Origin of the sequence: Pseudoalteromonas sp. PAST1, from assembly GCF_021532515.1 — a bacterium.
Lineage (GTDB): Bacteria > Pseudomonadota > Gammaproteobacteria > Enterobacterales > Alteromonadaceae > Pseudoalteromonas > Pseudoalteromonas simplex.
In genome coordinates this window covers 1-25945 of record NZ_JAKGBH010000009.1, presented here as the reverse complement: position 1 = coordinate 25945, position 25945 = coordinate 1, and the positions used below count along the sequence as shown (strand labels likewise).

General features: G+C 41.1%; 24 protein-coding genes. 8 read left to right on the top strand and 16 right to left on the bottom strand.

Going from position 1 to position 25945, the window contains the following annotated elements:
• The first annotated feature begins 216 nt into the window (after positions 1-216).
• Positions 217-1083, top strand: a complete 867-nt coding sequence (locus L1272_RS06195) for a 1-aminocyclopropane-1-carboxylate deaminase/D-cysteine desulfhydrase (RefSeq protein WP_407681619.1) — start codon at positions 217-219, stop codon at positions 1081-1083.
• Here the strand turns inward: L1272_RS06195 and L1272_RS06190 are convergent.
• The 3 genes from L1272_RS06190 to L1272_RS06180 form a co-directional block, all read right to left on the bottom strand.
• On the bottom strand, positions 1080-2804 hold the full coding sequence (locus L1272_RS06190) for an EAL domain-containing protein (protein ID WP_138599268.1): 1725 nt from the start codon (positions 2802-2804) through the stop codon (positions 1080-1082). The genes L1272_RS06195 and L1272_RS06190 overlap by 4 nt on opposite strands.
• 254 nt (positions 2805-3058) lie before the next feature.
• Positions 3059-3751: a single-stranded DNA-binding protein gene (gene ssb, locus L1272_RS06185; RefSeq protein WP_054552791.1), complete on the bottom strand. Its 693-nt coding sequence runs from the start codon at positions 3749-3751 to the stop codon at positions 3059-3061.
• 20 nt (positions 3752-3771) lie between these two features.
• Complete coding sequence (locus tag L1272_RS06180) at positions 3772-5139, bottom strand: MFS transporter (protein ID WP_054552792.1); 1368 nt, start codon at positions 5137-5139, stop codon at positions 3772-3774.
• Positions 5140-5301: 162 nt separating this feature from the next.
• Here L1272_RS06180 and uvrA point away from each other — a divergent pair, with 162 nt between their 5' ends.
• Together uvrA and L1272_RS06170 are read left to right on the top strand one after the other, a co-directional pair.
• The gene (gene uvrA / locus L1272_RS06175) at positions 5302-8121 is read left to right on the top strand and encodes an excinuclease ABC subunit UvrA (protein WP_054552793.1); all 2820 of its coding nucleotides are present in this window, start codon (positions 5302-5304) and stop codon (positions 8119-8121) included.
• A gap of 12 nt (positions 8122-8133) precedes the next feature.
• Positions 8134-9189 (top strand): hypothetical protein, encoded by a 1056-nt coding sequence (locus L1272_RS06170; protein ID WP_209328283.1) that lies wholly within the window; start codon positions 8134-8136, stop codon positions 9187-9189.
• Between the two features lie 14 nt (positions 9190-9203).
• Here the strand turns inward: L1272_RS06170 and L1272_RS06165 are convergent, their stop codons facing one another.
• Positions 9204-9449, bottom strand: coding sequence for a hypothetical protein (locus L1272_RS06165; protein ID WP_130151675.1), 246 nt, complete (start codon positions 9447-9449; stop codon positions 9204-9206).
• A gap of 277 nt (positions 9450-9726) precedes the next feature.
• On the opposite strand from L1272_RS06165, the gene L1272_RS06160 reads away from it, so the two are divergent.
• Both L1272_RS06160 and L1272_RS06155 read left to right on the top strand, forming a co-directional pair.
• Positions 9727-9918 (top strand): hypothetical protein, encoded by a 192-nt coding sequence (locus tag L1272_RS06160; protein ID WP_054552796.1) that lies wholly within the window; start codon positions 9727-9729, stop codon positions 9916-9918.
• A gap of 55 nt (positions 9919-9973) precedes the next feature.
• On the top strand, positions 9974-10867 hold the full coding sequence (locus L1272_RS06155) for a TraB/GumN family protein (RefSeq protein ID WP_235372996.1): 894 nt from the start codon (positions 9974-9976) through the stop codon (positions 10865-10867).
• Positions 10868-10999: 132 nt separating this feature from the next.
• On the opposite strand, the gene trpS is transcribed toward L1272_RS06155, so the two are convergent.
• From trpS to rpe, 3 genes are read right to left on the bottom strand one after another with little or no spacing between them, the layout of a single operon-like run.
• Positions 11000-12004: a tryptophan--tRNA ligase gene (trpS, locus tag L1272_RS06150; protein ID WP_054552798.1), complete on the bottom strand. Its 1005-nt coding sequence runs from the start codon at positions 12002-12004 to the stop codon at positions 11000-11002.
• Between the two features lie 50 nt (positions 12005-12054).
• The gene (locus L1272_RS06145; protein WP_138616150.1) at positions 12055-12720 is read right to left on the bottom strand and encodes a phosphoglycolate phosphatase; all 666 of its coding nucleotides are present in this window, start codon (positions 12718-12720) and stop codon (positions 12055-12057) included.
• Positions 12717-13403: a ribulose-phosphate 3-epimerase gene (gene rpe, locus L1272_RS06140; RefSeq protein WP_138599274.1), complete on the bottom strand. Its 687-nt coding sequence runs from the start codon at positions 13401-13403 to the stop codon at positions 12717-12719. The genes L1272_RS06145 and rpe overlap by 4 nt, the downstream gene beginning before the upstream one ends.
• A gap of 333 nt (positions 13404-13736) precedes the next feature.
• Between rpe and L1272_RS06135 the strand changes: the two genes are divergently transcribed.
• Both L1272_RS06135 and L1272_RS06130 read left to right on the top strand, forming a co-directional pair.
• Complete coding sequence (locus tag L1272_RS06135; protein WP_054552801.1) at positions 13737-14033, top strand: hypothetical protein; 297 nt, start codon at positions 13737-13739, stop codon at positions 14031-14033.
• A 5-nt stretch (positions 14034-14038) separates the two neighbouring features.
• Complete coding sequence (locus L1272_RS06130; protein ID WP_054552802.1) at positions 14039-14224, top strand: DUF2970 domain-containing protein; 186 nt, start codon at positions 14039-14041, stop codon at positions 14222-14224.
• Here L1272_RS06130 and L1272_RS06125 read toward each other — a convergent pair.
• The 9 genes from L1272_RS06125 to L1272_RS06085 form a co-directional block, all read right to left on the bottom strand.
• A complete protein-coding gene (locus tag L1272_RS06125) occupies positions 14196-15038 on the bottom strand; it encodes a Dam family site-specific DNA-(adenine-N6)-methyltransferase (protein ID WP_054552803.1) in 843 nt (280 codons plus the stop codon). The genes L1272_RS06130 and L1272_RS06125 overlap by 29 nt on opposite strands.
• Before the next feature lie 53 nt (positions 15039-15091).
• On the bottom strand, positions 15092-16492 hold the full coding sequence (locus L1272_RS06120) for an AAA family ATPase (RefSeq protein WP_235372995.1): 1401 nt from the start codon (positions 16490-16492) through the stop codon (positions 15092-15094).
• Positions 16492-17562 (bottom strand): 3-dehydroquinate synthase, encoded by a 1071-nt coding sequence (gene aroB / locus L1272_RS06115; RefSeq protein WP_054552805.1) that lies wholly within the window; start codon positions 17560-17562, stop codon positions 16492-16494. The genes L1272_RS06120 and aroB overlap by 1 nt, the downstream gene beginning before the upstream one ends.
• A 27-nt stretch (positions 17563-17589) precedes the next feature.
• Entirely contained in the window at positions 17590-18108 is a 519-nt protein-coding gene (aroK, locus tag L1272_RS06110) for a shikimate kinase AroK (RefSeq protein ID WP_036973192.1), read from the bottom strand.
• Between the two features lie 178 nt (positions 18109-18286).
• Positions 18287-20380, bottom strand: a complete 2094-nt coding sequence (locus L1272_RS06105; protein ID WP_138599276.1) for a type IV pilus secretin PilQ — start codon at positions 20378-20380, stop codon at positions 18287-18289.
• Positions 20367-20903 (bottom strand): pilus assembly protein PilP, encoded by a 537-nt coding sequence (locus L1272_RS06100; protein ID WP_054552806.1) that lies wholly within the window; start codon positions 20901-20903, stop codon positions 20367-20369. The genes L1272_RS06105 and L1272_RS06100 overlap by 14 nt, the downstream gene beginning before the upstream one ends.
• Positions 20900-21505, bottom strand: coding sequence for a type 4a pilus biogenesis protein PilO (locus tag L1272_RS06095; protein WP_054552807.1), 606 nt, complete (start codon positions 21503-21505; stop codon positions 20900-20902). Before L1272_RS06095 ends, L1272_RS06100 begins: the two co-directional genes overlap by 4 nt.
• On the bottom strand, positions 21495-22067 hold the full coding sequence (locus L1272_RS06090) for a PilN domain-containing protein (protein ID WP_054552808.1): 573 nt from the start codon (positions 22065-22067) through the stop codon (positions 21495-21497). The genes L1272_RS06095 and L1272_RS06090 overlap by 11 nt, the downstream gene beginning before the upstream one ends.
• Positions 22055-23134 (bottom strand): pilus assembly protein PilM, encoded by a 1080-nt coding sequence (locus L1272_RS06085; RefSeq protein WP_235372994.1) that lies wholly within the window; start codon positions 23132-23134, stop codon positions 22055-22057. The genes L1272_RS06090 and L1272_RS06085 overlap by 13 nt, the downstream gene beginning before the upstream one ends.
• Before the next feature lie 132 nt (positions 23135-23266).
• On the opposite strand from L1272_RS06085, the gene L1272_RS06080 reads away from it, so the two are divergent.
• Entirely contained in the window at positions 23267-25777 is a 2511-nt protein-coding gene (locus L1272_RS06080) for a penicillin-binding protein 1A (RefSeq protein WP_235372993.1), read from the top strand.
• The last annotated feature ends 168 nt before the right edge of the window (positions 25778-25945 follow it).

Here is a 25945-nt window from a genome sequence, read left to right as displayed (position 1 = left end):
AACTCTTATGCTATGTACTTGCAAGGCAAAACACAAGCTTTGTTCAATTATTATCTCAGTTTACCTCTATTACCTTAGTTGATGCCAGTAAATAACAAAATCATTTTGGTTTAATTGACTAATTTCTATCTCTAAGACGACTTTGCTACAATTGGGCGTGTTTATTTACTAAAAAATGATACCGTGAATAGTTCTTTTGAATCACCAGTACAAACAATTCATCACCCCTTATTAGCGGCACGTAAAGTTCAGCTCAGCATCAAGCGTGATGATCTTATTCACCCGCAAATTAGTGGCAACAAATGGCGTAAGCTAAAATTTAACTTGCAAGCCATGCAGCAACAGAAGAAATCTGAACTACTCACTTTTGGTGGTGCATTTTCAAACCATATTCATGCCACAGCAACTGCGGGTAAACTATTTGGTTTTAAAACACACGGCATTATTCGCGGCCCTGAACTAGACGAAGCAAATCCAACACTTAACTACGCAAAGCAATGCGGTATGAGCTTACACCCAGTAAATCGAATTACTTACCGGTTAAGGCACGACCACACTTACTTAGCACAGTTACAAGCACAGTTTCCGAATGCCTACATATTGCCAGAAGGCGGCACCAACGCAGCTGCGCTTTTAGGTTGCAAAGAGTTAGCACAGAGCCTACCAAGTTCTGATGTGATTGTTTGCCCTACTGGCAGTGGCGGTACATTGGCGGGGTTAATTGAAGGCGCACCGCAGCACACAAAGCTGTTAGGTGTCGCAGTACTGAAACAAGCGCACTACTTAATTGATGAGATAAAGCAGCTAAGTAATAAAGCAAATCAGCAACAAAACTGGCAGCTGCTTTGCGACTTTCATGATGGTGGCTACGGAAAGTTTAGCGATAACTTGTGGCAATTTTGCCAAACTTTTAGCAAGCAACACACTATTCCGCTTGAGCCAATTTACAGCGGTAAAATGCTCTTTGCTGTATGGCAACTTATAGAGCAAGGCTACTTTGCTAAAGGTTCGCACATCATTGCAGTCCATACAGGTGGGCTACAAGGGTTAAATGGCCTCAAGTACCGAGGACTCATTGACTAACTATAGGGCGTAATATCCGCCAGCTTTTGTAATGGCTCGGCAAAGTAAAAGCCTTGCGCGGCAATAACACCTAAGTTTTTTAAGGTCGCAAGTTCGTTCTGTGTTTCTACTCCAACTGCATAGACAGGAAAGTTTAGCTCTGCCCCTTTAGTAATTATTTGCTTAACAATTCTTTGTTGCTGAGCACTTGTGTCTATATTATGAATTAGCTCTAAAGCTAGCTTAATACTACAAATGTTATTAATGCCTTTGTAGGTCGCTAGGTGCTCACTGCTGCGCACATTATCAATAACTATACCTGCCGAGAGTTTTTCTAAACACTCGAACTGTGTACTAAGCTTTTTATGCTGTTTTAAATAATCATCTTCGCTGAGTTCAAATTGCAACCTGTCGATACACTTAAAGTCATCTGTCTGCTGATTTAACCAATCCCAAAACTCATCATTGAACCAGTTCATCGCATGCAAGTTAATACTTACCTTTAAGCTAACAGACTCATTCAACAACATCTTTTTTACTTGTAAAATTACGGTTTTATCTAACAGTAAAACATCTTTTTTACTACTCATGTGTGGAATAAAGTGCCTAGCAGCAAGCAAGCCTAAGCTTTTGTGTCGAATACGGATCAATGCCTCATGCTGCAAAATATCGCCCGTTTGCAAGTCAAATAACGGCTGAAAAAACAACATAAAGTGTTTTTTCTTTATATACTCAAAAAGATGTTCTTTGCTATCAGCCAGCATGTTTGACTGCGTGTGACCAAAAGGTAAGCGATGAATATGCTGCCAAGCGCTTTGTTTCGCCAGTGCTAATGCCGATTTAGTAAGCTGATAAACCACTGCCTGATCAGCCCCTGTGCGGTAATTACACACACCAATTTTTATATCAGCGCGAGACAAATCACTACGGTAATTTAAACAAGCTTGATAGATAACTTGATGTAGTCGCTTTGTGTATTTATCAATTTCAGTGGCAGGTACATTATTTAAGGTGACAGCGATACCGCCAGAAGGCAGTAATTTAACAGAGCGATTTACAAGCTCACCAAAGCCTTTAGCAATCACTAATTTAAAGTAGTTATCGATATCAAGGTTAGCAGGAAACGGGCTTTTCCAAAAAAATAGTGCAAACAAATGATTATAATTAGTTGGCACACCATATAAGATATTCAAATCTTGGTGCGCTAATGGTTTTGGAGATGTCAACTGCTTTGGCGGTGCCTCAACCACTTGCTGCTCTTGGCTTTGTATTTGTGGCTGCTCTAAGGTTTCTAATTGCTTGAACATTTTTTTCCACCAACGGAAACCCCAATACCCAGTGCCAAGCAATATTAAATTTAAAAATATAAATAAGTGACTTTCAACTAACCATGAAGGCCAATGAAATAAGCGTAAATTAACAGTCTTATAGCTAAAAACCTCCTGCTCAAGATCGATGAAATTCGCAAAGTTTTGCGGAACGTCGCTAGCATTCATTGCAAAGCCTTGGCTTTTAACTAATGTGGCAATGATATCTTGCGACACAACCGGATCAAGGTTCAGCTCATACACCTGCTTGGCTAGTTCAGTGCCTGTTCGGTGCACTTTGTCGTGTAACACATCACTTAAAAAAATATTAAAAACAACTAACAGCAAAAATGCGGCCGCCACGTAGATGGCCTCCGGTTGCTTTATTCGTGAAGTTAAGTCTCGTTTCATTTCACAGGTTAGTTGCTTAAACATACACAAAGTGTTGTTCAAGAACCCTATAAATACAAGGCTGCGGGGCGATTTAAAGCAATATCAGAAATATCCTATAACCAGCGCTGTCAAAAGTTTTGTAATTTTAAACACCTAGCAAAAAGAGTTAATGAGAATTATTTTGTAATCAACACAACCCAAACAAAAGTAGTGATTACGAAGTATTGCGTAAATAAAAAACCCAGCAACTAAGCTGGGTTTTAAAAATTAACTCTACAATCTAATTATATTGTGAATTAGAACGGGATATCGTCATCAAAGTCGATTGGTGGTTCCATTGGATTTGATGCGCCGCCTTGTGGGGCATTTTGAGGCTTAGGAGCAAAACCACCTTGTTGAGGTGCATTGTTTTGCTGCTGACCATAACCGCCACCATATTGGTTATTGCTCTGCTGCGGTGCAGACTGCTGTTGTGGACGCTGTTGCTGCTGTGCTGGCGCAGACTGTTGCTGTGGAGCATAGCTGTTATTGCTTTGTGATTGCTGTGCACCACCGCCGTAACCGCCACCTTGTTGCTGACCACCTTGGTAACCGCCTTGTGATTGACCACCTTGATAGCCACCGCCACCACCTTGCTGCTCACCACGACCGCCTAACATTTGCATTTGACCGCCCATGTCTACCACGATTTCTGTAGTGTATTTTTCTTGGCCTGATTGATCAGTCCATTTACGCGTTTGTAAACGACCTTCGATGTACACTTGTGAACCTTTACGAAGGTATTCACCAGCAACTTCTGCTAGTTTGCCAAATAACACGACACGGTGCCATTCAGTACGCTCTTGCATTTGCCCTGTGTTTTTATCTTTCCAGCTATCTGTCGTAGCAATGCTGATATTCGCTACGCCATTGCCATTAGGCATATAACGTACTTCTGGATCTTGGCCTAAATTACCAACCAAGATAACTTTGTTCACACCGCGTGCCATGGAACTTCTCCTATAAAACGTTAGATTAAACCAGCCACTTTGCGTGCTTGGTCTAGGTCAAATTCTTTATCATTAATCTTTAAATAGCTGCGATTTTCATCACAGACAACCGTTGCTTCAATTACGCCCGGTAAAGCAACAAGACGAGAAGCAAGCGCTTGTGCCTGCTGCTCTGAACTTAATTCAGTCATTAAGCTAATTATTTTACTTCTTGGTGGGACTTGCATATTCCAAGCAAGGATAAGCCATATTACCCCAACAAGTGCCGCCGCCGCAAACACTGCTTGCGCACTTAATGCTTGAGCAACGTAACCCCCTAATAAACCACCTAAAAAGGCACCAAAAAACTGCGTAGATGAAAATACCCCCATCGCAGAACCTTTCTGGTTTGCTGGGGCAATACGCGAAACAAGTGCAGGCATGGTTGCTTCTAAAAAATTAAAAGCAATAAAGTAAACCAACATACAAATACCGATGCCAATCACCGAATCAACCCATAACGACATCGCGAGCATACTTAAAACAAGCAGTGCGATTGAGCCAATAAAGGCTTGTTTTTCTTTTTCTTTACGAATAGCCACAATCATCATTGGTGCCATCAAGAAAAACGCTAAAAACAGCACAGGGATATATAAATACCAATGATGGTCTGCGACTAAGCCGTCTTTTATCAGTTGGCCTGGTAAGGCTACAAATACGGTAGTTAATGTAAGATGAAGCAGCATTACGCCAAAATCGAGGCGTGCTAATTGTGGGTGTTTAATCAGTTGCTTAATATCATCAAGCGTAGCAAGTGTGTCACCTTTTGGCGCCTTATTGACAGCATTAGGCACCAAAAACAACACAATTAAAATACCTAAAATGGCCAATCCTGCGGTAAGCCAAAATACCCCAGCAACTCCCCACGATGCAGCAACAATAGGCCCTAGTAGCATAGCAACGGCAAAGCTCATACCAATACACATACCAATCACGGCCATAACTTTCGGACGTTGTTCATCACGGCTTAAATCAGAAGCAAGCGCCAATAAGGCACTGGCAATCGCCCCCATGCCTTGAAGTGCACGCCCAAGCGTAACCATTTGCACAGACTCAGCGGTTGCCGCAATTACAGAGCCAAGTGCAAACACACAAAGGCCACCAATAATCACTTTTTTACGACCAATTTTATCAGACAACCAACCCATAGGGATTTGCAACACGGCTTGCGTTAAACCATAAGCACCAATAGCAAAGCCAATCCAAAGCGGCGAAAACCCTTCTAATTGCTGCCCATAGATAGCCAATACTGGCATCAGCATAAATAGGCCAAGCATACGGAATGCAAAGACGCTCGCCAACGAAACGGCAGCGCGTTTTTCTCGAGAGTTGAGTGAAGATGCTGTCATGAATTACTGATCTTGCTGTCTATTAAAATTTGAGCGTGGATTCTACCACAAGCGAAAACTAAATAATCACCTGTAAGTGATGATTTTTTCTTTGATCAAGGATTAATCTTATCGCGTATTATGAGATACTGAAAAAATAATTAGGTAATAAAACGAGATAGCATGGAAAACATTGAAGTCCGAGGCGCCCGTACGCACAATTTAAAAGACATCAGCCTAACCATTCCCCGTGATAAGCTGATAGTTATCACTGGCCTATCTGGTTCAGGGAAATCGTCATTAGCGTTTGATACTTTGTATGCAGAAGGGCAACGTCGTTATGTTGAGTCACTGTCAGCGTATGCACGACAGTTCTTATCACTAATGGAAAAACCCGATGTTGATCACATCGAAGGCTTATCGCCGGCTATCTCTATCGAGCAGAAATCAACGTCGCATAACCCGCGTTCAACGGTCGGTACAATTACCGAGATTTACGATTACCTACGTTTATTATTTGCCCGTGTAGGTGAGCCTCGCTGCCCTACTCACGACTTGCCACTTGCAGCACAAACGATCAGCCAAATGGTCGATACGGTTTTAGCGCTTCCTGAAGGAAGTAAGCTAATGCTATTAGCGCCAGTGGTAAAAGATCGTAAAGGTGAGCACGTTAAGCTGCTTGAGCAACTCGCAAGTCAAGGCTTCATTCGCGCCCGTATCGATGGCGAAGTCTGTGACTTATCAGATCCACCGACCCTTGAGCTTCATAAAAAGCATACTATCGAGGTCGTGGTTGACCGTTTTAAAGTTAAAGATGGCCAACAACAGCGTTTAGCTGAATCATTCGAAACAGCCCTTGAGCTATCAGGTGGTATTGCCCATGTAGCGGCAATGGACGATTCACTCAGCGAAGATATGCTGTTTTCTGCTAATTTTGCATGCCCAACGTGTGGCTACGCTATGAGTGAACTTGAGCCGCGTTTATTCTCGTTTAATAACCCGGCAGGTGCGTGTCAAAGCTGTGATGGTTTAGGTGTGCGTCAGTATTTTGATCCAAACCGTGTTGTACAAAATCCAGAGCTAAGTTTATCGGGCGGTGCAATTAAAGGCTGGGACAAACGCAGCTTTTATTACTTCCAAATGCTGCAAGCTGTCGCAGAGCATTATAAGTTTGACCTAGAAGTGCCTTTCCAAGAGCTTAGTAAAGAGGCCAAAAAGGTAATTCTTGAAGGTTCTGGCAAAACTAAAATTGCCTTTAACTATCGTAACGACCGTGGCGACTTAATTACGCGTAACCATGAGTTTGAAGGCGTTTTAAATAATATGAATCGCCGCTACCGTGAAACCGAGTCAAACTCAGTGCGCGAAGAGCTTGCTAAATACCAAACAAGCCAAGCGTGTCCGAGCTGTCATGGCTCGCGACTTCGTGAAGAAGCTCGCCATGTATTTATAGGTCAAACAAACTTGCCAGCTATCACCACAATGAGTATTGGTGAAAGCATGGCATTTTTTGATGGCTTGAATTTAACTGGTCAGCGCGCACAAATTGCCGAAAAAATTCTCAAAGAAATTCGCGACCGTTTATCTTTCTTAATCAATGTCGGCCTTAATTATTTATCACTTGAGCGAAGTGCCGATACCCTTTCTGGTGGTGAGGCTCAGCGTATTCGTTTGGCAAGCCAAATTGGTGCAGGCCTTGTTGGTGTTATGTACGTACTGGATGAACCATCAATTGGTTTGCACCAACGCGATAACGACCGCCTACTAAAAACCCTTATTCACTTACGCGATTTAGGCAACACCGTTATTGTGGTTGAACATGACGAAGATGCCATTCGCGCTGCGGATCATATTATCGATATCGGCCCGGGTGCCGGTGTTCATGGCGGCCATGTTATTGCACAAGGTACCCATGACGATATTCTAGCTAGCAAAGATTCAATCACGGGTCAGTACCTCTCTGGCGAAAAGAAAATCGAAGTACCGGCGGCTCGCCATCAAACTACCGACAAATGGCTTGAGTTATTTGGTGCCACAGGTAACAACTTAAAGAACGTTGATTTACGTATTCCATTTGGCTTAATGACCTGTATCACAGGTGTATCAGGCTCAGGTAAATCGACACTTATCAACGACACTTTATTTAAACTGGCTCATACCGAGTTAAATGGCGCAACGACCGCAGAGGCGGCACCGTATAAGTCAATCAAGGGTCTAGAGCATTTTGATAAAGTGATTGATATTGACCAAAGCCCAATTGGCCGTACTCCGCGCTCAAACCCAGCAACTTACACCGGTATTTTCACCGGTATTCGAGAGCTATTTGCGGGTACTCAAGAAGCCCGTTCACGTGGCTATAAAGTGGGCCGTTTTAGCTTTAACGTTAAAGGTGGCCGTTGTGAGGCTTGCCAAGGCGATGGTGTGATCAAGGTAGAAATGCACTTTTTACCTGATGTGTATGTACCTTGTGATGTATGTAAAGGTCAGCGCTACAACCGTGAAACCCTCGAAGTACAGTACAAAGGTAAAAACATTCACCAAGTACTCGAAATGACCGTAGAAGATGCCCGTGACTATTTTGATAAAATTCCGGCTATTGCACGTAAACTGCAAACCCTAATGGATGTAGGCTTGTCGTATATTCGCTTAGGTCAAGCTGCTACTACCCTCTCTGGTGGTGAAGCACAGCGTGTAAAACTAGCTCGCGAACTTTCAAAACGCGATACAGGTAAAACCTTATATATCCTTGATGAACCAACTACGGGTTTACACTTTGCTGATATTCAGCAATTATTAGTCGTGCTTCACCGCTTACGCGATCACGGTAATACCATTGTTGTTATCGAGCATAACCTTGATGTGATCAAAACCGCAGACTGGATTGTCGATTTAGGCCCTGAAGGCGGCTCAGGCGGTGGTGAAATTTTAATTTCTGGTACACCTGAAGACGTTGCCGATTGTGAGCGTTCACACACAGGAAGGTACTTAAAACCATTACTATAAAAAGGATATTGCGTGCGTAGGTATTTAAAAATTGCAAAATGGCGCGCTAATAAACAGTTTCAACAACAGCAACGTAGCTGGCAGCCTCATAAAACGAGGCTGGTTGAACAGTTAAAAGCCATTTGGTTTAACTTAAGTACCGCGCAAAAGCTCTATCTTTTAGCATTAAGCAGCCTGATTGTTCTGCAATCGGGCTGGTTAAGTGCCACCATCACCATTATTGCGCTTGTTATTGAGTTTTGGCCCAAGTTTAACCAACTTTGGCACTCGCTTGCCGGCAAAGCACTGATTTTAATCTTCTATGCCAGTATCGCTAATTTTGTATTAGCTGGTGCAAGCGGCATAGTTAATGATGTAACTCATGTCTCAGCTAGTCACTTTAACTACACACATAACTTTGCCACCCTGTTATATTTACCACCTTGGGCAATGGGAATAACCCTAGGTACTTTATTGTTATTTCAACTTTTTTTACCTTTTTATATTTTTGTTTTATTGCTGATAAAGCCATTTGGCTCTGAGCGAGTTAAGTTTATTAGTCAAAGCTACTCACCATTATTAACCGCCATTGTACGCTTTGTTTTAGCGTCGGTAGTCTTTATTAACTTAATTTCATTTCTTGATGATAAGCCACCTGAAGAAGTGCTCGACAATATGGTCAGCACCTTTGTGGATAGTAAAGTCATTGCCAAGGAATCAGGTGAAGAACAGCAAAAAGCAGTCGAAGAACTTGGTAAAAAGCTCGAGCAACAACTTCCTGAAAATACACAAAGCTCAGCCTCAAGCCAAGACGTAGATGTAGAAGTTGACGGCGAAACCGCCGAAAACCTTCGCCAATTTTTAGATACCAAAGGTTACTTTGAACGTAGCAAACGTTTAATTGCCATGTTTGCTTACAGCTTTGAAGCCGATAGTTATTCACGCTGTTTAAAAGCAGAAAACAGTAAAGCCGTTGAGCTGAATGATTATGAGATTGTGCAAGTAACCCCTGATCACCATGCTGAGTATGGCTATCGATTTGAAGTCATTGCGTGCGACTCGCCAGGCGTTACCCCAGTAGAAAAATAGCGCAGCAATCTATACTACTCACTTGGCTTACTGCGTTTTTCTCTTATGAAATGAAATATCGAAAGCCCAATAAAGCCAAAGCAAACTAAGGCGATTACTAAATTAGGTATAAAAATAAGTAACATAGCAGCATCATAGCCGATCTTTGCGAATGCAGCACAAAGGCTACCAATGATAAGCTCAGTTAAGATTAGCTCCCATTCTAATGAGCTATTCGCAGGTACAGTTTTAGCCGCATAATGTTTTACTTTAAAACCCATATCAAAACCTCCAAGTTCCTATTTGCTGCATCCAAACTATCATCAAAAGACAAAACCGCAAAAATTAAATGATTTAAAACCTTATTTCCTTTCATAAGAATTAAACTTAACCCATTGAAAATATTCAAATTAATATTTTCAAACCTTATATATAAATTGCTTAGAACTAGATAAGCGACTCTAGCAGCTTTCCTCGCTATTGTAGTTTGCATCAACGGGCTACCAACCAATTTTGCTTCGCTGATAAAACTAATCAACCAATTAAAGGAATTAAATTATGGCTAACTCAGTCTTAAAAATGATGTCACTTTTAGCGGTCACTGCAATCATTATTACATCAACGAATACCTTACTTAATGCTCAAGGTACTCAAAAGCTAAACAAGAAATTAGAGACCTCTATCGAAGCATCTATTGAGCAAATGAACAATAAAATTGATCAGCAAATTGAGCAACAACTGAATAAGTAATACTTGGCTTGCTCAGCATGCTGAGCAAGCTTCTTTAAATTAACAGGCTTAAATAATGAAAACACTAACTCGACACTTGCTAATCTCATCAATTGCTGCGACAGGCCTATTAATAAGTGGTTTTGGTGCAGCAAAAAGTGCCGTATGGAAAGTTAGTAAAGGTGATGAATTTATATATGTTGCTGGTTCAATCCACGTTTTGCCGCCCAAGGAACTCCCCCTTCCTGATGAATTTAATCAAGCGTATAAACAGGCTGATATCTTAGTACTTGAAACTGATGTGCCCGCACCAAGCGATAGCTCAGCACAACTCACTATGCTTAAAACTCTTAGTTATCAAGCTGGCGAAACACTGAGTAGCAAGTTATCAGCAAAGGTGAAACAGCAACTAGAAGAACAACTTGCCCAGTATGATATGAAACTCAGCGAACTCGATAGCTTTCGCCCCTTTATGTTAAGCGTGCTAATCATGTCGCTAGAACTTCAAAAGCAACAACTTATGGGTGAAGGTGTTGATAGTTACTTCGCGAAATTGGCTAAGCGAGATAAAAAAGAAGTCGCTTATCTAGAGACCGTGGCTTTTCAATTAGACCTGTTTAAACAAGTAGGTAGCCAAGACGAAAATGCCTTTATTGAGTCACTATTAACGCAAATTTCTAGTTACCAAGCACTGTACATCGCAATGCTTAATGCATGGAAAAATGGCGATATGCAAGCAATAGATGAACTTACTCTTATGCCTTTACAAGAACATGACCCTAATACTTACCAAATGTTGATCAAGCAACGAAATCTAACTTGGCTTGGTCACATTGAAAATTATTTTACTAATTCGCAAAAAGAGTTACTGCTCGTTGGCACAGCCCACTTAGCTGGTGAAGATAGCTTGTTAGGCTTATTAAAAAATAAAGGTTATGTAATTAAACAATTGAACACAGGTGAGAAATAAAAAATGGAAAAAACAGACAAAACCGCTGCTGCACTTATCTGTTTATTTACAGTATTAATGGCGCTTAGCTTTTAATAGCTAAAAAAATACCGCTATCAAGCGGTATTTTTATTTCAATAATTTATCACAAGCTTACGGGCGAGGGATAAAACCTACCGCATCGTAGACTGCTTTTAATGTTTTTTCAGCGCGGATACTCGCTTTTTCAGCACCTGATTTCATAATGCTATCAAGTAATGACTGATCTTCGCGAATTTCTTTAAAGCGTGCTTGAATTGGCTCAATCATATTAACGACCGCTGCTGCAGTGTCTTTTTTCAGGTGACCATACATTTTGTCTTCATATTCAGGCACTAAGTCTTCAATTGAGCGCTTAGTGGCCACTGATAATAAAGTAAGTAGGTTTGATACACCTGGTTTTTCTTCACGATCAAAGTAGATACGAGCTTGCTCGTCTGAATCGGTTACTGCTTTTTTCAGTTTCTTTTCAATCTTCTTCGGCTCATCTAATAACATAATGTAACCGTTTGGATTTTCATCTGATTTAGACATTTTCTTGAGCGGATCTTGTAAACTCATTACACGTGCGCCGAACTCAGGAATGTATGGCTCTGGTAGTTTGAACACGTCACCGTATAGGTTATTGAAACGTGTTGCAATATCACGAGTTAACTCAAGGTGTTGTTTTTGATCTTCACCCACTGGCACTTGATCCGCTTGGTATAGCAAGATATCAGCTGCTTGCAGCACTGGGTAAGAGAATAAACCCACATTAACGTTATTAGCATGCTTAGAAGACTTATCTTTAAACTGCGTCATACGGTTAAGCTCACCCATTTGAGCGTAACAGTTTAAAACCCAACTAAGCTGTGCATGTTCTGGCACTTGAGATTGTACAAATAACGCCGCTTTTTCTGGGTCGATACCACATGCAGCATACAGCGCAATACCGTCAAGCACGCGCGAGCGTAGTTGCTCAGGATCTTGGCGTACAGTAATAGCGTGTAAATCAACTAACATAAAGAAACTTTCGTGGTCTTCCTGTAGCTTAAGCCACTGGTTAATAGCGCCAACATAGTTGCCTATTGTCATACCACCGGTTGGCTGAATGCCACTTAACACTACTGGTTTACTCATGATGTTCCTTTATATTTTTACTAAACTAAAAAGACGAATTTAAAATGCACTTACCTTTGGGTAAGAACGGGTATTATATCTAAGAAATTCTCGCAGAGGTACTCTGGATTGAAATCAACAAGGTTTTCACCTTGGTTATAGCCATAACTAAGCGCAACAACATCCACCTTAGCCGCTTTGGCAGCCAAAATATCACTTTTAGAGTCGCCTATCATAACCGCTTTGGCTGGGCTGACATCTAATTGCTGACAAGCAAATACTAAAGGCTCAGGTGATGGTTTCTTTGCCATATCATCACCACATACAATCAACTGAAAATGACTAGTCAGTGACAGTTTATCAAGTAGCTTTTCGGTAAAACGACGAGCCTTATTGGTGATCACCACTTTAGGAATACCAGCAAGGGCAGCAAGCCCCGTTTCTACATGTTGATAAAGCGCACTGTAATCGCCTACAACTTGGTCATAGTGCTGATAAAACAAATTAATTGCACGCTCAGCAAGGGCTTCATCTAAATGCTCACTGATTTGCATATCGCCACTCAAACCACGCTTTACAAGCGTTTCTATGCCATTACCTACCCAGCTTTCAACTAGCTTTTGTGTCACAATCGGAAATGCTAGATCAGTTAGGGTCAGGTTCATCGCAATGTATAAATCATAAACACTGTCGACTAAGGTGCCATCTAAATCGAAAAATGCCGCATCGTATTTCATGGCTCAACCTTTGCAAGCTCGTTACGCATCGCATCGATAACCGCTTTGTAATCTGGTTGATTGAAAATCGCCGAGCCTGAAACAAACATATCAGCGCCCGCTTCGGCAATTTCAGCAATGTTATCAACACCAACGCCACCATCAACTTCTAAACGAATTTTGCGACCTGAATCATCAATAATTTTACGCGCTTGGCGAAGCTTTTCGAGGGTATGAGGAATAAAGCTTTGGCCGCCAAAACCAGGGTTAACCGACATTAATAGCACCACATCAACTTTATCGAGCACATGCTCAAGGTAGCTAAGGCTGGTTGCAGGATTAAATACAAGCCCTGCTTGGCAACCACTGTCTTTTATGAGTTGCAAGGTACGGTCAATATGCTCACTGGCTTCTGGGTGAAAGCTGATGATAGAAGCGCCCGCTTCAGCGAAGTCGGGAATTAGACGATCGACAGGCTTTACCATAAGGTGCACATCAATCGGGGCTGTAATGCCGTAATCGCGCAGTGCTTTACAAATCATCGGACCAAAAGTTAGGTTTGGCACATAATGGTTATCCATCACATCAAAATGTACAACATCTGCTCCACTTGCTAGTACACGATCAACATCTTCACCTAAACGGGCAAAGTCGGCTGATAAAATAGAAGGGGCAATTAAATACTTTTGTAATGTTTCCAACATGAGAGATTCCATTAAAATTTGCGACTGCAAGAAGAGCGCATAATGTAACCCAATCGACTGCTGATTTAAACACCGCAGCTGATTGTTAAAGGGCGATTGCTTTAAGCTAATCCTTTTAGCCTATTGAATTAGTGTTATTTTAGTCAAAATTTGAGCAATAACTCTATTAAAAAGCCATCTACAACACAATAAAATGAAACAAATAATAAACATTAAATTTACTTTAAAGAGCTAATTTTATTAAATTTTTATTTAATTCAGCGATAATTAAGTTTGTTATTTGAGCAATTGTTATGTATGCTTGTTTAAGTAACACAAACAAGGGTTATTCTCATGCGTGCTTTTAAAATAGGGATCTTAATCGCGTCCGCACTTACGGTTGCTGCGTTTGTATCTTTTTCATCTGCTGATGAAGACGACTTTTTAGCAGCGGCGTCTGGTTGCTCATGCAACACGCTTAACGCATCATCATCTTCTGCTCAATGTATGAAAGCAGAACAAGAAACAGGATGGTTTTCTTGGTTAACGGGTGATAGCCGCAGTGCTCAGTTCCATTATCTTGATTTACTTGAGTTATTAACAAGTAGTGAAGAGTCAAAGAAAGTTAGCGGTTTAGGTTCTAAGTTCTAAATCGTATGAACAAATTCATGAGTGCATTACAAAGTGTCTTTGCGGCATTTTTTGGTGTGCAATCAGAAAATAAGCGTCAAGCTGACTTCAAAGAGCACTCGCTCAGTACTATCATCGTCATTGCCCTGATTTTTTTCAGTCTATTTGTAGCAGCGATTTATTTCACCGTTTCTTTGGTGCTAAATACATAGCCATTAGCTCGTTCACTTTATTGCGTGAACCGCCCTTGGGGCTAATCGTGCGTTTTACCTGAATCTCATCTAATGATGCTTGGCTGTAGATTTTACGCGTCCACACTGTATCGTGGTTAGAAATAAGTACCGGCGTGTTATTTTCGAATGCGGCTTGCTCAGCTAAATTCGCCAAGTTTGCTTGGTCATCTAAATTGAAACCGCCTTTAGCGTAAGAAGTAAATGAAGCTGTTTTACTCAAAGGCACATAAGGTGGATCGCAATATACAACCGCATTATTAGGAATAAGCTTAAATACCTTGTCATAACCTAAGCAAGTAAAGGTTGCTTGCTGAGCTTTTTCAGCAAAGAAATGCATTTCTTTTTCAGGAAAATACGGGCGCTTATATTTACCAAAAGGAACATTAAAAATACCTTTTAGATTATAGCGACACAACCCGTTATAGCCATGGCGATTCATGTATAAAAATAAAATCGCACGCTCATACACATCACTGCTTTGATTAAACTGAACACGATATTCGTAATAGGCTTCGGGGTGGTTATTAAGCTCTACAAACAACTTTTTAGCGTCGCTAATAAACTCATCGGGCGTGCGCTTAAGCTCAGTGTAAAGATTGATCAGATCCGCATTTATATCATTTAAAATATAATGCTTAAAATCAGTATTAAGGAATACAGAGCCAGCACCAACGAAAGGTTCAACTAAGGTGTCAGCATCCATACTCGCTTGCTTCAAGCGGGTACGAATATCTTCAACTAGGCTGTATTTTCCACCTGCCCATTTAAGGAAGGCTCTGGTCTTTTGCTGCATCTGCTCTTAACTTCAATTCGGTGTTGCGCGATTTTACACTAATCAGCTTTAATTTACTGATTTAGTGAAGCGATTTCTTGTTTAATTTTACTTATTTTTTTATAAAACGGCTGATTTTTACGCACATTATCAGAAAGTGTTGTTACGCCCTTCTTAGCATCATTCAGTGTGGTGTAACTACCATAAGTTACAATCCACCACGGCTTACCACTCCGTAAGCTTTGGTAAGTATTTACTTGCCCTTGCAAGCCATTTTCAGTAATAAACTTATCGCTAATCTCTTTTTTAGTCACCGCAAGTAATTGGATTACAAAATTGTCATCTGGCTGAGATAAATACCACGCATTTCCTACTAATGGCAGCTCTGGCTCAATGGCAGACTCGGTTTGCTCAGCATCGTTGATGACGGCAGCTATAACTTCATCTGTCGTTGGTTGCTCAGTCTCTTGTGTTATTCGCTCTGCTGGCAAAAGGCTATCAACAATCGCAGCCACGTTATTGTTATGACTTTCATTCTCACGGTTTTCTATCGCAGAGTTATCAACTGGCACCTTAGCTGCCTGAGTTGTGTTGTCCTCATCATTAGTAGCAACTTGCTGCTCGGCTTGAAGATCGTCTTGAGCTTGTTCTAGAACTAGCTCTTTGCTTTCTACTCGAGCATTGATTACTGCTTCTGCAGGCAGTGCTGTTGCCACAGAGTTCGTTGTATCCTGCTGGTAATGCGCTTTCCACCACTCAGTCATATCAGCTTTATATAAAAAGCCAATGATCAGCACCATGGTCGTGATTAAGAGCAAAATTAAATAAAGCAGTTTATAGCTTTTTTCTGGTGCGCGAATGTCTGCGGTTTGTTGTTCAGGCTGCCAAGCAAGTAATAAAGCTGGGTTACCATGCGCTTCTTGTAAAAAGGTGCGAAAAACTGGGTCTTCTTCAACAGGGAGGTTATCGAAAAACCAACGCATGAGCTGTTTACTTTCACTTAAATTTAGCGACTCTAAGTGGATTTCAACTGCTTGACTAAACTGCCCTGCCGATTGTGATGCAATCAGTATGTATAACGTGCTCGGGCTTTGCTTGGCAAGGACTTCTAATTGCTGAATTAACTCTTCAGATAAATGACGCCCTCCATCAATGACCCATAAACAATCACCACAAGGCTGTTGTTTATAAAGTTGATAGAAGTTTTCAGACAAACTTAAAGCGTGATCAATTAGTGGGTTGCTAAAGCTTTGTTCTAACAGTTCAGTCATAAACTGTTGGTCGGTCATTTTTCCCGACAACTGAACAAACGCTTTATTAAAGTCGAGGTATTTATCCGTGATGAAGGTTTCTAATAAATAGCTTTTACCAAGGCCAGAAGGACCGAGTAAGCAAATTAGGTTTTGCCCATATTCAAACTGCAGAGCGATTCGATCAACTAGCGCAGCACGGCTAGGCAATATTTGCGATTGCATTAGCGCGCTATTAAATCACAAACCTGCTGATCAGTAACATCACTTACCAGCGCACATTGACCAAATTGGGTAGGTAGAATAAAGCGAATCGTGCCTTTTTTATTTTTCTTATCTTTACGCATGTGCGTTAAAAACTGCTCGCTGGTCATTTCTGCCGGAATATCGACAGGTAAATCATACTCAGCAATCAATTTAATAATGCGTTCAACTTCTGCTGCGTTTAAGTCATCACGGGTATGTGCAAGGCGTGCTGCCAGTACCATACCTGCCGCAACGGCTTCGCCATGTAGCCAATTACCATAACCCATTTGCGCTTCAATTGCGTGGCCAAAGGTGTGCCCTAAGTTTAGTAATGCACGTAAACCGGCTTCTTTTTCATCTTGTGCAACAATCAAGGCTTTGATTTCACAACAGCGATAAATCACATGCTGTAAAGTTTGTTCATCAAGAGACTTAAGTTTAGTGATATTTTGCTCAAGGTAAGCAAATAACTCAGTGTCGTAAATAAGGCCATATTTAATCACTTCAGCCATGCCCGCTGCGAATTCACGCTCAGGCAAAGTATGTAGCGATTGCGTATCGATAAATACTGCTTGTGGTTGGTAAAACGCACCAATCATGTTTTTACCAAGTGGGTGGTTTACTGCCGTTTTACCGCCAACAGATGAATCGACTTGCGAAAGCAAAGTCGTTGGCACTTGAATAAAAGGCACGCCACGTTGATAACATGCAGCAACAAAACCAGTGAGATCACCCACCACACCGCCACCTAAGGCAATAAGGCAAGTATCGCGGCCACAGTTATGTTCAAGTAAGAACGCCGAAATCTTTTCAAACCACTCAAGTGATTTATATTGTTCGCCATCAGGGATGGTAAAAGATAACGGGTTTAGATCAGCCAACGACGTCATTACATCATCAAGATATAAAGGTGCAATGGTGTCGTTGGTGATAATGATAGGTCGACAGTCGCCGATGTGCTCGCGCAGCCGACCAGTCTCTTGAAGAGCAGATTGACCAATATAAATAGGATAACTTCGCTCGTCCAAATTAACTGTTAATTCAAGCATAGCTAGTTTCCTTTTTATTATTGGTTTTTAAAAATCTAATTTCTCGATGATTTGATTAGCAACAACTTTCGCGCTTTGCTCATCAGTGCGGACAACAAAATCAGCAACTTCTTTGTATAACGGTTCGCGTTCTTCAGCTAAGCGCTCTAGTACATCACGCGGTGCTTCTTCTGTTTGCAATAATGGGCGACGCTTGTCGCGCTGTGTGCGTGCAACTTGCTTTTCGATTGGTGTCTCAAGGTATACAACAATACCACGAGCAGAAAGCTTGTTACGTACTTCTTTACTGATCACAGAACCACCACCTGTTGCAAGAACGATACCTTGCATCTCAGTTAGGTCTGAAATTACAGTTTCTTCACGAAGTCGAAAGCCCTCTTCACCCTCAAGATCGAATACCCAAGCAATGTCTGCTCCAGTACGACGCTCGATCTCTTGATCTGAATCGAAAAATTCAAGGTGTAATTGGTCAGCAATGTGACGACCAATTGTGCTTTTGCCAGCCCCCATAGGGCCCACTAGAAATATATTACGTTTCTCAGCCATATCTTTTTAGTACAAACGAACTCTAAAATTTGAAATAAAACCCCGCCTAACGACCTGGCCCCAAAATTAAGGAGGGGATTATCTCAGTAATTGCTTGGGTATTTCAAGTCAATTAGCATAAAAAGCCAGATTACGAGCAATTAAAATGCTAATTGCTCGTTGCTTAAGAAAAAATCACTTAATCAATTTGAATTTTAGGGGTTACGAAGATTAACAACTCTTTCTTCTCGTTAAATTCACTCGTGCTTTTAAACAGCACACCCAAATAAGGAATATCACCTAACAATGGTACTTTCTTAGTTGAATTAACAATTTGTTGTTGAAAAATACCACCAAGCACCACTGTTTGACCATTTTCTACTAATACTTGGGTTTGGATTTCTTGGGTATTGATCGCCACAGCAGAGCCTGTTGGCGTTTGTACCGTATCACCACGAGTATCTTGTGTAATTACTAAGTCTAAAATCACCTTATTGTCAGGTGTGATATGAGGCGTTACTTCTAAGCTCAATACCGCTTTTTTGAATGTTACTGTCGTTGCGCCACTAGATGCAGCTTCAACGTATGGAATTTCTGTACCTTGCTCAATACGTGCTTTTTGTTGATTAGCCGTCGTGATGCGTGGGCTTGCGATAATTTCGCCGCGGTTTTCTTCTTCAAGCGCACTTAACTCTAAATCTAAAATAGTGCCATTGGCTAGCTTAGCGACTTGCACACCAATACTACCTGCAGGGCTTGAAACCGGTAAATTGACATTTAAGCGATCAGAAATACTTGGAATATTATCGTAAGAGCCCGCACCAAACATGCCACCAGCACCTTCTAAAGAGCCAGAAATAGCACCATCGCTTCCTACGTCACTAATACCCCAACGAACACCCAAGTCTTCTTGCACATTATCATTCACTGTCACCATACGTGATTCAATCACGACTTGCTTAACAGGAATGTCTAGGGTCTCAACCATACGACGCACACTTTCAATACTTTTTGCAGTGTCTTTGATCAGCAAAGTGTTCGTTCGTTTATCAACAGAAACACTTCCTCGCGCTGAGATAATGCTATTTGTGTCTGTTTTCAATAGGTCTGCAAACTCTTCAGCTTTTGCATAGTTAAGGCGAATATATTCGCTATAAAGCGGTTCTAAGTCTTCAACTTGCTGCTTAGCTTTAAGTTCTTTAGCTTCTCGGGCAGCCAACTCTTCAGAAGGGGCGACCATTAATATAGAGCCATCCATGCGCTTATCTAAGCCTTTCACTTTCAATACTACGTCAAGAGCTTGATCCCAAGGGACTCCTTCTAGTCGTAAAGTAATATTGCCTGTAACAGAATCACTCGTTACTAAGTTAAATTCATTGTAACCTGCGATTATTTGCAGTACTGAACGCACGGGAATATCTTGGAAGTTTAACGTCATTGGACGTCCTTGATACTCAATTCCCCCTTCAAGGTAAGCGCGTTGTGTATCATCTTTTTCGACAGTTAAAGTAAAAATATTCTCAATTTGCTGATGAGTGAATTTAAATGCAGCGTTTGGCTCAACCACGATACGTGTCATATTGCCTTCTTTAAACGTCTCAATATTGCTAACGACTGTGCCAAAGTCCATCACATCAAGCTGATAAAGTAGATCATCGAGAATATCAGTATGGTGGAACTCAGCAATAATTTTGCCACCACTTTCGTGAACATCTATGGCTGCTTGCGTATCTTGTAAAAATACTAACAGCCTTGCTTCGCCTTTTTCACCACGACGAAAGTCTATCGACTGAACTGTATTTATATAATTATTGGCTGCTGAGAGTGGATCCGCTATTTCGTCTCCACTAATTGGATTATCAGAAACATGCAGCGTTAGGATGTTATCTTTAGCGAACGTTTTATAGATTTTTAATTTATCTAACGATACAACGACCTTCAAACCATCAGCGGTCATGGTGCTTGTTACATGCTGAATACCTGCTTGGTTCACAGGTACATCACGCATTTCATTATCAACACCTACATTACTGAATAACATTTCGATGCGTGCTGGTGAGTTATACACCTGGACTTTTGGTTCGAATGTCAGTGCCTCATCAAACACAAGCTGTAGTTGTGTTTCGCCTTTCATTAATGGGTTATAACGCACATCATATAGTAAAGGTGCCGCAACTGCTGACTGCGCTATTAAAAAAGCAAGTGCAGCTAACATGAACTTATGCATGTTTTTAAACCAAGCCATTCCTTTATGCATATTTTTTTTACCTTTCATAAGATTAACTTGCACCATTTGTATCCGCCTCTAACATTTCTAGCTTTGTCAGACGCTCTTTCCAACAACCAGCCCCATCAGGGATTAATTCTAATAATTCTATGTAATTGTCGTGCACTTCTTTTATTTCACCATGATACAAACCAATGTAATTACCTACGGTTACGCGATAAAGCGTTTCATCTGCCGCTTTGATGAGTGCCCAAGTATTGCCAGCTCGGCCTATGGTACCTTTCATAAGCAAATTATCTAATGGGTATTTCTCAAGAGGTTGGCGAACTCGATTTGGATCAGGATGAAGACAGTTCTTCACCTGCACAAGGTTATTTTGAATAATCTCAGGCTTCGGAGCAACAAATGGGCTGCGAAGTCTACCTGCACTGTATTCAAAATATTCAAATTGCGCTATCTGTGGGATCGGTTCAACTTTCGGCGTTGTGCTAGCTTTTACCTGATCGATAAACTCTTTTTGCTCAGCAGTATCATCATTACAAGCGGCTAACGCAAAGCTCATTAATATAACTAAGGAAAGCTTCTTCATTTTTTAGTGCCCCCCTCGTAACGATATGTTTTGGCTACAACACTAAAAGTAAGCTCGCCATTACCTAAAGTTTGAATTGTAAAATCATGCAAACTAACAATACGCGGTAACTGTGCTACTTTGCCAACGAATTCACCGAATTCATGGTAAGTACCCACCACCTCAATTTTTATCGGTAGCTCTGTATAAAATTCTTTTTCAATTTCAGGTAACCAACCAATTTTTAAGAAGGTTAAACCACTTGTCGTTCCAACATAAGATAAATCATCAAGCAACCCAGGTGTTTCATTCGAGGTAGGTAAGCGCTTCAATAGTTGAGAAAATTTCTCTTCCATTTCTACCATTTGTTGGCGATACAGTTCTAAGTTGCTCGCTAAAGCATATTTTTGCTTGTAAGTGTTACGCAACTCAGTTTCTTTTGCTACGGCGCTGTGATAGCTGGCAATCTCATCAGACACCAATAGGCTATAACTAAAATACAACACGATTGCAGCTACAAAAGCACAACATAACGCTTTTACAGCAATGGGCCAATCACCCATGTTTTCGAGCTCTATTTCATTCCAATCTATTTCAGTTAACGATTTGATATCAAGGTTCATTACGCGCCTCACCTATCTGATCAAACGGTTTAACATAAAAATCCATATTAAAGTCACTTAATAGCCTTGATGTCTGCTCACCTGCAACAATGCCTTGCATTACTGGGCGCTCTAGTAAATAAGAACTTTGAACTTGACGTAGCATGGTCGATAAGCGGTTATTCGATTCGCTACGACCTGTTACATGAATTTGGTCACCACGGCGCTCCAACTTAGTCAAATAGACACCTGCAGGGACTATTTTCGCAACTTCATCCATGATTTGTGTACCTAAGTTACGACTACTTTGCAGCTCTTCAATTAAACGCATTCGTTGCTGTAAGTTTTCTTTCTTTTTATCAAGCTCATTAATTTCCCTAATACGTTGATTCAAAAGAGCGATCTCAGTATTTAAAAAGTTATTCTTTGCATCTTGGCCTTGACGAAGGCCGCTGTAAAAAGAGCTCAATAGATACATACTGATAAAGCTGACAACAACAACAGAAAAAAGCACAGTTATAAATTTATTCTGTGAGTCTTTTCTTTGCTGTTCTCGCCAGGGCAGTAAATTTATATGTGGCATGATGAAAAGCTCCTTAATGCCAGTCCTGTGGCTATTGCAAACTGAGTTCGGTGACGCTGCAGCATATTCCGATCCACTTTTGCGGAGATTTCAATGTTTGCAAATGGCTCAGCAACCACCGTATGGATTCCCAGTTCTTCAATTAAAAGCCTGTCAAGGCCATCAATCATAGCTGTGCCACCCGTTAGAACAATATAGTCAACTTGCTCTTTACCACTGGTTGTTAAGAACATTTGTACTGCGCGTCTTACTTGCTGCAATAGTGATGTTTGGAATGGCGCTAACACCTCAAAAGTATAATTTGGTGGTAAATCCCCAGTTGTTTTACCTATTTCAGCTTCATCAAAGCTTTTATTATAATAAGCAACGATACTATTAGTGTATTGATCGCCGCCAAATACTTGGTCACGGGTATAAATTGTTTCACCCTCTTGCACCACACTAACCAACATCAGAACAGCACCAATATCAACCACAGCGACACACTTATTGTAAGCATCGCTTGGCAACTGTTGATAGTAAACATCCATTGCTCGGCTGAGGGCATAACTTTCTACATCGACCACTGCCGCTTTTAAGTTAGCTGTTTCAAGAGCACCTACACGAGCTTGCACACTTTCAGTTCGCGCTGCCGAAAGAAGTACATTAACTTTACTTGGATCCGCTTCGTTAATAGCCAGTTTTTCGAAATCGATATTAACTTCGTCGAGGGGGTAAGGAATTAAGCTGTCTGCTTCAATAGCAATTTGTGACTCAAGTTCAGCATCAGTTAATGATACATCCATAAAAATTACTTTTGTGATCACGGTTTGCCCAGACACTGCAACAGCAGCGCGTTGTACAGATTTAGGTATTTTTCTTTTTAATTTCGCGATAACATTACCTATTGCTTCTATGTCTTGAATAGAACGTTCAGACATAGCGCCTTTAGGCATAGGTTCAATAGCTAGTGCTTCAAGCCGCAAACCAGTGTCTGTCTCCTGCAATAACACTGCCTTTATACAGTGTGATCCGATGTCGATCCCTACCATCATAGATGAAGGCTTTTTAAATAGCTGACTTAGCATGTTTGCAACTTGGCCTTTGTTTTAATAATAAACAAGTTATAATTTTTATCTGAAAAAATATTATTCATTTTTTAATCAATATATACTAGCAGTCTCCGATTCTAATTGGGAGTCCATTTAGGGAAAATATAAGTGATTTTATTAAAGCGAACTTTACAATTTATTATCATCTGCTCATTCTTAGGACTAATCACTTTAGTTGGTCTATACTATTACGTTAAACCCGACATTCCTAGCGTTCAGGTTTTAAAAGACGTTCAGTTACAGACACCTATGCAAGTTTTCTCACGAGATGGCTTATTGATCAATCAATTTGGTGAAAAACGCCGCATTCCAGTAACAATAGATCAAATACCCCAACCATTAATCGATGCAATATTAGCAACAGAAGATAATCGCTTTTATGAACATATTGGCATTGATCCAATTGGTATAGTTCGCTCAGCCATTGTACTCATATCTACCGGTGAAAAGAAACAAGGCGCAAGTACGATAACCATGCAGCTTGCCCGTAACTTCTTCTTAACCCGAGAAAAAGCATATATCCGTAAAGTTAAAGAGATCTTCATAGCTCTTCACATTGAAAGTATTTTAACTAAGGACGAAATTCTCGAATTATACTTAAACAAAATCGAATTGGGTAATCGCGCCTTTGGTATTGGTGCAGCTGCGCAAGTTTACTATGGCAAAGATTTAAACGAGTTAACTTTAGCGCAAATGGCGATGATTGCAGGCCTACCTAAAGCACCTTCTGCACTTAACCCTATTCGTAACCCAGTTCGCGCAAAGGCTCGTCGAAATGTCGTATTAGGTCGTATGTACACCGAAAATTACATCACTCGAAGCGAATATGAAGAGGCTATTAACGCACCTATTACTGCAAAATTTCACGGCGCAGAAATTGAAGTCTATGCCCCGTATATTTCAGAGATGGTTCGTGCTGAAATGGTAGCTCGTTATGGTCACGAGCGCGCCTATAATACTGGTTTTAAAGTTTACACCAGCGTTGACTCTAACATTCAACAGGCTGCTCAAGATGCGATTGTTGATAACCTACACGCTTACGATATGCGTCATGGCTTCCGTGGTGCTGCGGCTCAGTTATGGGACAGCGAAAATGAAAGCCCTCTTAGCCAAGAAGAGATCTTATCTAAATTAAAAGATGTCAAAGAATTTGGTCCGCTATTAGCAGGTGTTGTAACTAATGTCGCTGAACAATCAATTGATGTGCTATTAAAAAGCGGTGAACAAGTCACTGTTGAGTGGGATGGTCTAAAATGGGCGCGTAAATATATTACGCGTTACCGTCAAAGCTTTGCACCAAAAACAGCTACGGAAATTTTATCAGCGGGAGCGCAAATTTGGCTGCGTAAAAATGCAGATGAAAGCTATATCCTTAGCCAAGTACCAGAAGCATCGAGCGCACTTGTTTCACTTGATCCGCAAGATGGTCGTATTAAAGCGATTGTCGGTGGTTATAGCTTTGAACAAAGCCAATACAATCGCGCAGTTCAAGCAAAACGCCAAGTAGGCTCAAACATTAAGCCATTTATTTATTCAGCGGCACTTGAGAATGGCTATACGCTTGCTTCTATTTTGAATGATGCACCAATTAATCAATGGGATAAAAGCCAAGGTGTGGCATGGCGCCCTAAGAACAGCCCAGCAGTTTATAATGGTCCTATACGTATTCGCAGAGCACTCGCACAATCGAAGAACGTAATCTCGGTGCGCCTATTACGTGGTGTTGGCCTTGAGCGTACAGCCGATCATTTGCTTAAGTTTGGCTTTTTGAATAACGATATTAACCGCAGTGAATCACTCGCACTCGGTAGCGCTTCAATCACTCCACTTGAACTAGCCCGCGGTATGAGTACATTCGCCAATGGCGGTCATTTGATAACCCCTTACTTTATCTCTGAGATTCAGGATTCGGCGGGTACTGTTTTATTTAAAACAGAGCCTGAACTTGCTTGTGATGCGCCTAAGCAAACTGTAACCCCTGAGTTTGCATCTCTTAACCAGAATCAACAGAGTTTTACTGAAGCGGAGATAACGAAAACACCTCGCTGTGCGCCTCGTATCATTTCTAAGCAAAATGCATTTTTAATTTCGCAAGCTATGCACAGTGCAATTTGGGGGGGCGGTAGTTGGACCCATAAAACAGGCTGGAGTGGCACAGGCTGGCGTGCACAAGCACTTGATCGTCGTGATTTAGCTGGTAAAACAGGTACCACTAATGATTCGGTAGATACTTGGTTTAGCGGCTTTAATCGCAATGTAATGACTTCGGTCTGGGTTGGTTTTGATAACCCTGGAAAAGCGCTAGGCCGCTCGACTTACAATAGTAACCTCGATAAATCGCAAATATCAGGTGCAGAATCCGGCGCTAAAACCGCGCAACCTGCATGGGTCGACTTTATGCGTGCAGCCCTTGATGGTATGCCAGAAGCACCTATTGAGCTTCCTGAAGGTTTAGTATCGGTTCGAATCGACTTAGCAACAGGTCTATTGAGTCACAAAAATGATTACACCAGTCGTTTTGAATACTTCATTAAAGGCACTGCACCAACTAAGTACGTACTCGATCAACCAACAGACGTATTTGAAGAAAAGCTCAGCACAGAGGAAGAGTTGTTCTAAATAACTAAGTTGCTATAAGACATAAAAAAGCGCCCTTGGGGTAATGCTGATCAGTTAAGAATATTTTTATGATCACTTGACTGATCTTTTCATAGCTTCAAAATCCGATATTAGAAATAATATCGGATTTTTTATGTCTCTAATTCAGCACTTCGATGATATGTCCTC